This is a genomic window from Pseudoalteromonas luteoviolacea (assembly GCF_001696455.1).
In the GTDB taxonomy this organism is placed as follows: Bacteria; Pseudomonadota; Gammaproteobacteria; order Enterobacterales; family Alteromonadaceae; genus Pseudoalteromonas; species Pseudoalteromonas luteoviolacea_C.
Genome location: NZ_MAUJ01000077.1, coordinates 1 through 232, shown reverse-complemented (window position 1 = coordinate 232; position 232 = coordinate 1). Strand labels below are relative to the sequence as shown.

Genomic DNA, 232 nt, shown 5'->3' with positions numbered 1-232 from the left:
GGCTAATCCGATTTCGCTCGCCGCTACTTTCGGAATCTCGGTTGATTTCTTTTCCTCGGGGTACTTAGATGTTTCAGTTCTCCCGGTTTGCCTCTTACAGCTATGTATTCACTGCAAGATACCGCTAAGCGGTGGGTTTCCCCATTCGGAAATCTAAGTCTCAAGTGCCTCTTACTGGCTTGACTTAGCTTATCGCAAGTTAGTACGTCCTTCATCGCCTCCAACTGCCAAG

General features: G+C 48.3%; 1 rRNA gene. It reads right to left on the bottom strand.

The features are described from left to right. Nucleotides 1-232: ribosomal RNA gene (locus A7985_RS25575) — 23S ribosomal RNA — on the bottom strand; the annotation flags it as partial.